This window comes from Actinobacillus seminis (assembly GCF_002263215.1).
GTDB lineage: Bacteria > Pseudomonadota > Gammaproteobacteria > Enterobacterales > Pasteurellaceae > Actinobacillus_B > Actinobacillus_B seminis.
On the sequence record NZ_NLFK01000017.1, the window covers coordinates 1 to 7163 of the forward strand.

At 42.4% G+C, this 7163-nt stretch carries 8 protein-coding genes; 3 read left to right on the forward strand and 5 right to left on the reverse strand.

Annotation, left to right across the window (positions count from 1 at the left end; translation table 11 throughout):
- Positions 1–55: 55 nt before the first annotated feature.
- The gene (gene yfaE, locus CFY87_RS11275; RefSeq protein ID WP_094947983.1) at positions 56–313 is read right to left on the reverse strand and encodes a class I ribonucleotide reductase maintenance protein YfaE; all 258 of its coding nucleotides are present in this window, start codon (positions 311–313) and stop codon (positions 56–58) included.
- A gap of 93 nt (positions 314–406) precedes the next feature.
- On the opposite strand from yfaE, the gene CFY87_RS11280 reads away from it, so the two are divergent.
- Both CFY87_RS11280 and cspD read left to right on the forward strand, forming a co-directional pair.
- Positions 407–568: a YoaH family protein gene (locus CFY87_RS11280; RefSeq protein ID WP_094947966.1), complete on the forward strand. Its 162-nt coding sequence runs from the start codon at positions 407–409 to the stop codon at positions 566–568.
- 197 nt (positions 569–765) lie between these two features.
- Positions 766–975 carry a cold shock domain-containing protein CspD gene (cspD, locus tag CFY87_RS11285; protein WP_094947969.1) on the forward strand — a complete coding sequence of 70 codons (210 nt, stop codon included), beginning with the start codon at positions 766–768 and terminating at the stop codon, positions 973–975.
- A gap of 97 nt (positions 976–1072) precedes the next feature.
- Here cspD and gntR read toward each other — a convergent pair whose 3' ends face one another.
- From gntR to ydiJ, 4 genes are read right to left on the reverse strand one after another with little or no spacing between them, the layout of a single operon-like run.
- Positions 1073–2071, reverse strand: coding sequence for a gluconate operon transcriptional repressor GntR (gntR, locus tag CFY87_RS11290; RefSeq protein ID WP_094947972.1), 999 nt, complete (start codon positions 2069–2071; stop codon positions 1073–1075).
- A complete protein-coding gene (gene hemH, locus CFY87_RS11295) occupies positions 2064–3047 on the reverse strand; it encodes a ferrochelatase (RefSeq protein WP_094947975.1) in 984 nt (327 codons plus the stop codon). The genes gntR and hemH overlap by 8 nt, the downstream gene beginning before the upstream one ends.
- A complete protein-coding gene (locus CFY87_RS11300; protein ID WP_094947977.1) occupies positions 3044–3463 on the reverse strand; it encodes a hotdog fold thioesterase in 420 nt (139 codons plus the stop codon). Before CFY87_RS11300 ends, hemH begins: the two co-directional genes overlap by 4 nt.
- A gap of 13 nt (positions 3464–3476) precedes the next feature.
- Positions 3477–6566, reverse strand: a complete 3090-nt coding sequence (gene ydiJ / locus CFY87_RS11305; protein WP_094947980.1) for a D-2-hydroxyglutarate dehydrogenase YdiJ — start codon at positions 6564–6566, stop codon at positions 3477–3479.
- A gap of 264 nt (positions 6567–6830) precedes the next feature.
- Here ydiJ and CFY87_RS11310 point away from each other — a divergent pair.
- Positions 6831–7163 (forward strand): outer membrane beta-barrel protein (locus tag CFY87_RS11310; protein WP_158216632.1); only part of this gene is annotated, 333 nt, incomplete at its 3' end.

Genomic DNA, 7163 nt, shown 5'->3' on the forward strand with positions numbered 1-7163 from the left:
TTACAAGGTACCGGCAACTCCGCCGGCGCTGTCGGTGAGGGGTATCTTTGGTAATTTAAAGTTCTAACTCTAAATCCTCTTCTACTTGGCAGCAGCACAGTAGAATTTCATCGGGATTTAAAAAGGCAAGAGGAGCTTCTTTATAGGACACCTTGCCTTTTCTTATTTTGACGCGGCAAGAACCGCAATGACCCGCGCGGCATTGATATTCGGGAAAAATACCTTGCTGTTCTAAGGCTGAAAGCAGAGAGAGTTGGTTGTTATGCTGAATATGGCGTTGTTGGTGTAGAAGTTGGATGCGGTAAATTTTCATTGCGTACAATAGGAATGCTAACAACATTGGTGGATTGGCAAATTTTACGCTATTATGTCGCACTTGTACAAATCTATTAATCGGGAGACATTTATGTTTGATAACGAATTATTACATTTAACCCATCAACAACAGCAAGACGCAGTGGAAAAAATTCAAGCGCTTATGCAACAAGGCATGGGAAGCGGAGAAGCGATCAGGTTAGTCGCGCAAGAATTACGGGAAAAATATCAAGAAAATAAAAAACTTGAATAAGTTTATTGGACGCGTTCTGTTTCGCGTTGATTTTTGCTGAATTGTTCAAGCAAAATAGGGCGGGGAAATTTTTGTGATCTCTGTTTGATTTTGACATATTTCTTATTGATCAATCCCCTAATTTTTAGGATTATCTTTACTCGGAGAAAGGGATAAGGCGAGTGTCTTATTGAAGTTTTATCACAGAGGTTATGTTTATGGAAGTCGGTGTTGTAAAATGGTTTAATAATGCAAAAGGGTTTGGGTTTATTTCTGCGCAAGGAAGTGATGTAGATATTTTTGTGCATTATTCAGTCATTGAAATGGAAGGTTACCGTTCGTTAAGAGCGGGGCAAAAAGTCAATTTCGAGGCGGTGCATGGAGATAAAGGTTCACACGCCACTAAAATCATCCCTATTATCGAATAATTATAATAATTTTTCCTTTAATTTAGTCATCAATTGAGGCAAGGTTTTCCTTGTCTTTTTTCATTTTTCCCGCTGCTATGTGATATCTTTTCTTTTGTTATATACTTTCTCCTAGATGAATTTGATAACCCAAATTGATCAAACTGCTGGTTTGGGGTAGGTTTTTTAGTCTATCCAGTAATTCTTGAGCAGCGCGTTGACCGATTTCCAAGCGAGGCGTTATGACGGTGGCAAGTTGTGGGGTCATGGATTGCCCGACGTCATGTCCGTGAAAACCGGCGATTGCCATTTCTTGTGGAATACGAATGCCCCGCTTTTGGCATTCAAAGATCGCCCCGATTGCCAAGTCGTCATTGGTACAGAAAATTCCGTCGGTTTCAGGGTATTTTTCCAGTGTTTGTCTTAACTGTTCGGAGCCTAAACTAAAAGAAGAGGGTATTTCAGTGATTAAACTGTGTGGCGTTAGTCCGTGTCGTTTCATAGCTTGTTCATAACCTTGCATTTTTAGTCTTGTCCGCTTATCCATTCGAGCGCTGAAATACACAATATGACGACGGCCTCGATTTATCATGGTTTCGACCATAGATTGTGCCGCCGACACATTATCAAAACCAATCGCTTGCTGTAGCCCAACTTCGCTACAATCCATAATTTCAATCACTGGAATATTGGCGATTTCCAACATTTTGCGTGTGCGTTCTGTGTGGTGATTTTCCGATAGAATCAGTCCGTCCACATTATAGGACAACAAACTTTCGATTCGTTGTTCTTCTTTGCTTTCGCTATAGCCATAGTGCGCCAGCATGGTTTGATAGCCGGCATTATCGGTTATCATCTCAATGCCTTTGATCACTTCAGCGAAAACTTGGTTGGTAAGCGAGGGAACTAATACGCCAATTGCGCGGCTTTTGGCATTAGATAAAATATCCGGCGCACGATTAGGAATATAGCCAAATTCTTCAATCGCCATGGCAATTTTTTGGCGCGTGGATGCCGCTACTGCATTGGGATTGCGCAAATAACGACTGATGGTCATTTTGGTGATGCCGAGATGGGTGGCAATATCTTGTAATGTCGGGCGTTTACGTTTAGTCATTTTGTTCCTCAATGTGACGTAAAATTAATTGTGCCATCATGTGGATATGTATGGGATCGGTATTTAATGCCGGAATATATTGATAGGATATTCCTCCATGTTGCAAAAATAATTCGCGATTTTCTTGTGCAATTTCTTCTAATGTTTCCAAGCAATCCACAGAAAATCCGGGGCAGATCACTGCGATTTTTTGTATGCCTTGGCGCTCGGCAATCGTTGATAAAAAGGCGTCGGTATAAGGTTGTAACCATTCTTCTTTACCAAATCGGGATTGAAAGGACATTGCCCATTGATTTTCCGTTAAACCCAATTTATCGACCACTGCTAAAGTGGTTTGGCGGCAATGTTCACGATAATAATCACCTTCTTCTTCATAACGCAGCGGAATGCCATGATAAGAAAAGAGCAAAAACTCGTCAGATTTTAACCGCACTTTAATGGAGTGTGTTAATGCTGCAATATAATTTTCATTGGTGGGGTAGGAATGAATAAACGCAAAGGGCGGAATATGGCGCTGTGATTTTAAGGCGGCGGCGAATGCGTCAAATAATGTGGCGCTGGTGGTGCTGCTGTATTGTGGATACAATGGTAAAACAATGATTTTAGCAACGCGTAATTTGATCAACTTTTCGACCGCACTTGACATGGACGGATTACCATAGCACATGCCGATTTCAACGGTAACATTCTCCGAATGCTGATCAAAATATTGTTGTAATGCCCGTTGTTGTTGTCGCGTGATGGCAAGCAGCGGCGCTCCTTGTTCGTGCCAAATTGCCTGATAATTTTTCGCCACCCGCTTGGATCGTTTAGGTAAAATAATCCCTTTCAGTAATGGAAACCATTTCCATTTGGGCAAATCTACCACGCGCGGATCGGTCAAAAATTGCCATAAATAACGCGAAACAGCGTCCGGCGTTGGCGCATCCGGCGTCCCTAAATTGGCTAAAATAACACCGATTTTTGCTTGCATCATAAAGTAATCACCGAAAGGGTTGAACGTGAGGTACAACATAATTTATGTTGCTCATCTTGAATATCAATTTGCCAAACCTGCACGCGCTTACCTAACCGGATTGGCGTGGCGCGGGCGGATACGTTACCGGATGTTATCGGGCGCAAATGGCTGGCATTAATATCTAATCCAACCACCGCCTGTTTTTCTTCCACACAACAAAATCCCGCCATTGACGCCACGGTTTCAGCAAGGGCAACGGAAATCCCTCCGTGCAAAAATCCCATCGGTTGTATAGTGCGCGGATCCACGGGCATGGTAGCTTCCAGCCAATCGTCGCCTTGCGCGCTGAATTGAATGCCTAAATGTGACACCGCACAATTTTCATTCATACGGTTTAGTTGTTCAATTGTGAAATTTTTTTTCCAAATTGTCATAAGTTATCTCATGTTATAAGAATAATTGTAATAAGGCTTGTACCGGATGTTTGGCTTGCCAATGTGTCATTCGTTTGATTTGGCTGCGGCAAGAATAACCGGTTGCCAAGCAGTAATTCGGATCTTTGCCGGCTAATTTACTTTCCCACGAGGAGGCATAAATAGCTTTTGACATGGCAATATGTTGCGTTTCGTGTCCAAAGGTACCCGCCATTCCGCAGCAACCGACATTTTCTACTTTTAAGGTTTGCCCGAAGGCGCTAAAAATGTGTTGCCATTCTTTTTGGCTATTTGGTAGTGCGGTGGATTCGGTGCAATGCGGGAATAAATACCATACTTGCTCCGTTTGTGCGAAAGTGCGGTGATTTTCGGCGAGATTTTTGATCGCACGTTGTAAGTGTTCTGATGATAATTGGCTTTTTAGCCATTCGTGTGCAGTGATTACGCGGAAATTACCACGTTGTGTACCTAAAATTTCCTGATATTCATCACGATAAGACAGCACGATCGCAGGATCGACGCCTACCAACGGAATGCCTAATTGGGCGGTACGATTTAAAAAATCAGCCTGGTTTTTAGCGGTTTTAGCAAAACGGGTCAAAAAGCCTTTAATATGTTGCGCTTTACCGTTCGGCTTAAACGGTAACACCACCGGTTTGAAGCCGAGTTTTTGTGTTAATGCAACAAAATCGGCAACTACCTTGGCATCATAATAGGAAGTAAATGGATCTTGTACGATCAATAACATATTTTGTTTTTCCGCTTGAGCAATTTTTTCCAACTGCTCCAAACTGCAGCCTTGATACCCGATTTCAACCAGTTGTTGTTGCAAAGAGGGGCTGGATAATAAAGGTAAATCTGTCATGCCTAATACTTTTTCCGCCAGCGGTCGGGTGAGTTTGGCTGCGGTAAAAAAGTTGAAAAACTTCGGCGCTTTTGCCATTAAAGGCGCCACATATTCTACATTGGAAACCACATAATCTTTTAGCGGACGTAGGTAACGTTGATGGTAAAGATGGAAAAATTTTGCCCTAAAACTGGCGACGTCAATTTTAATTGGACATTGGCTGGCACAGGCTTTACACGCCAAACAGGTATCCATTGCTTGTTTTACTTCATGAGAAAAATCATATTCCTTGGATTTTTTTACACTGTGGCGTATTTTTTGCACAAAATCCGTCAACTTAATTTGACGGTGGTGAAAATCCAGTTGTTCCGGCGTGACATTTTCTTGCGCCATTAAGCGTAACCATTCGCGTACCATTGCGGCACGCCCTTTGGGAGAAAATACCCGATTTTTGCTCACTTTCATAGACGGACACATGGTGCTGTGTACGTCAAAATTAAAGCATAATCCGTTCCCGTTGCAATTCATGGCGCCGGAAAATTCGTGGCGCGTTTGGATTGGAATTTGGCGATCCTTATCGGCGCGCATTGGCGACATAATGGAGTAGAGCTGTTGTTCGCTGTTAAGTGCGGTGCAAATTTTGCCCGGATTTAACCGATTTTGCGGATCAAAAAGGGATTTGATATAACGTAATTCTTGCCATAGTTCCGGGGTAAAGAATTTTTCGCCATATTGTGAGCGCATTCCTTTGCCATGTTCGCCCCAAATTAATCCTCCATATTTACGGGTTAATTCCGCTACTTGGTCGGAGATTTGTTTAAAGCGTAGGACTTGCTCTTTGTCGCATAAATCCAGCGCGGGACGAACGTGCAACACGCCGGCATCAACGTGACCGAACATTCCGTATTGCAATTGATGTTGATCCAATAATGCGCGAAATTCCGCGATATAATCGGCTAAATTTTCTGGCGGGACACAAGTATCTTCCACGAACGGAATTGGTTTGGCTGCGCCTTTGGCATTGCCGAGTAAGCCGACCGCTTTTTTGCGCATGGCGTAAATTCGCTCAATGGAGGCTAGCTCGCTACAAACTTGATAGCCGATAATGGCATCTTGTTGATTGGTAATTTTATGCTCTAATTGGGCGCAAAGTTGTGCCACTTGCTGTTCGATTACTGCTTGATTGTTGCCGGCATATTCGACAATATTTAAACCTAAAATCGGGTTATTTTCTTCTTCGCTCAATAATTCGCTGACTGAATTCCAGATAATGTCTTCTTTAGCAAGGTTTAATACTTTGCTGTCAACGGTTTCGACTGACAGCGCATTCGCTTTGACCATAAAAGGTGCATTGCGCAGCGCGGCGTCAAAGGAGCTATATTTAATATTAATTAAGGTGCGATATTGCGGAATGGGGGTTAAATCTAAGGTTGCTTCGCAAATAAAGGCTAATGATCCTTCGGAGCCGGTTAAAATTCGGGTTAAATTAAATTCAGATAAATCGTCGTTAAAGACATTTTTTAGATCATAACCGGTTAAAAAACGATTGAGTTGCGGTAAATCTTGCAAAATAGTTTGGCGTTTATCATGGCAGAGTTGGAAAATTTCTTGATGTAATAATTTGCTCGTCGTTGAATAATCGGCAATTTTGGCAAAAAATGTCGCAGAATTGACCGCACTTGTATCCAAAATTTCACCATTCATCAATACGGAGCGCAAGCCTAAGACGTGATCCGAGGTTTTTCCATATTTTAAGGAGCCTTGCCCCGAGGCGTCGGTGTTGATCATGCCACCGATAGTGGCGCGGTTGCTGGTGGATAATTCCGGGGAGAAAAAAAGACCGTAAGGTTTTAAATATTGGTTAAGTTGATCTTTAACTACGCCGGCTTGGACGCGAACTCGGCGTTGTTCGACGTTGAGTTCTAAAATTTGCGTCATGTGGCGGGAAAGATCGACAATGATATTGCTATTTAAGGATTGTCCGTTCGTGCCGGTACCGCCGCCGCGCGGGGTAAAGGTGAGCGTTTGAAATGTTTCTTGTTGCGCTAATTTGGTAATTCTTACTACATCCGCGACGGTTTTGGGGAATAAGATGGCTTGCGGTAACTGTTGGTAAACGCTGTTATCGGTGGCAAGGCTTAAGCGGTCGGCATAATGCGAGGCGATATCGCCCTCGAAATGTTGGTGTTTGAGTTGTTGTAAATAATCTGAGACGATAGGTGATAGCTCAGGAATTTGTTGTAAACGAGGCAGCATATTATCACTCTCTGTAAAAAATTTATGATTTAAAACTTTTTTGATTTTAGCATAGATATTGTGCTTGGTTAGAGATTTTGTTGCAGATTTTGCGAGGAGAAATGGCATTTTTTATATTTAATTTGTACTAAAAATGATCGTTTTTGCCGCAAAATTTGATTTTGAATGTAAAAAGTGCTAGGCTTTTTTTGTGCTCTTCGAAAGAATAGCGCTTATAAAGGATGAGATGAAATTTAACAAACTTAAACTCAGAGGAACTGTAATATGAAAAAAACTGCAATCGCATTAGCAATCGCTGGTTTAGCAGCAGCATCAGTAGCACAGGCAGCACCTGATCAAAACACTTTCTATGTGGGAGCAAAAGCAGGTTGGGCATCTTTCCACGATGGTTTGCGTGATGGTTATACACAAAATAGACTATCGGGACACGGTTACTTACGTAATTCCGTGACTTATGGCGTATTTGGCGGTTACCAAGTAGTCAACCAAAATGGACTGGGTTTAGCGGTTGAATTAGGTTACGATGATTTCGGACGTGCAAAACTTCGTGAAGCCGGTGAAAATATTGGTAAACACACTAACCACGGTGCACACTTG

Bases quoted from the DNA above. Each gene is read 5' to 3' on its own strand.
- yfaE (WP_094947983.1), bottom strand. From the start codon at position 313: ATGAAAATTTACCGCATCCAACTTCTACACCAACAACGCCATATTCAG.
- CFY87_RS11280 (WP_094947966.1), top strand. From the start codon at position 407: ATGTTTGATAACGAATTATTACATTTAACCCATCAACAACAGCAAGAC.
- cspD (WP_094947969.1), top strand. From the start codon at position 766: ATGGAAGTCGGTGTTGTAAAATGGTTTAATAATGCAAAAGGGTTTGGG.
- gntR (WP_094947972.1), bottom strand. From the start codon at position 2,071: ATGACTAAACGTAAACGCCCGACATTACAAGATATTGCCACCCATCTC.
- hemH (WP_094947975.1), bottom strand. From the start codon at position 3,047: ATGATGCAAGCAAAAATCGGTGTTATTTTAGCCAATTTAGGGACGCCG.
- CFY87_RS11300 (WP_094947977.1), bottom strand. From the start codon at position 3,463: ATGACAATTTGGAAAAAAAATTTCACAATTGAACAACTAAACCGTATG.
- ydiJ (WP_094947980.1), bottom strand. From the start codon at position 6,566: ATGCTGCCTCGTTTACAACAAATTCCTGAGCTATCACCTATCGTCTCA.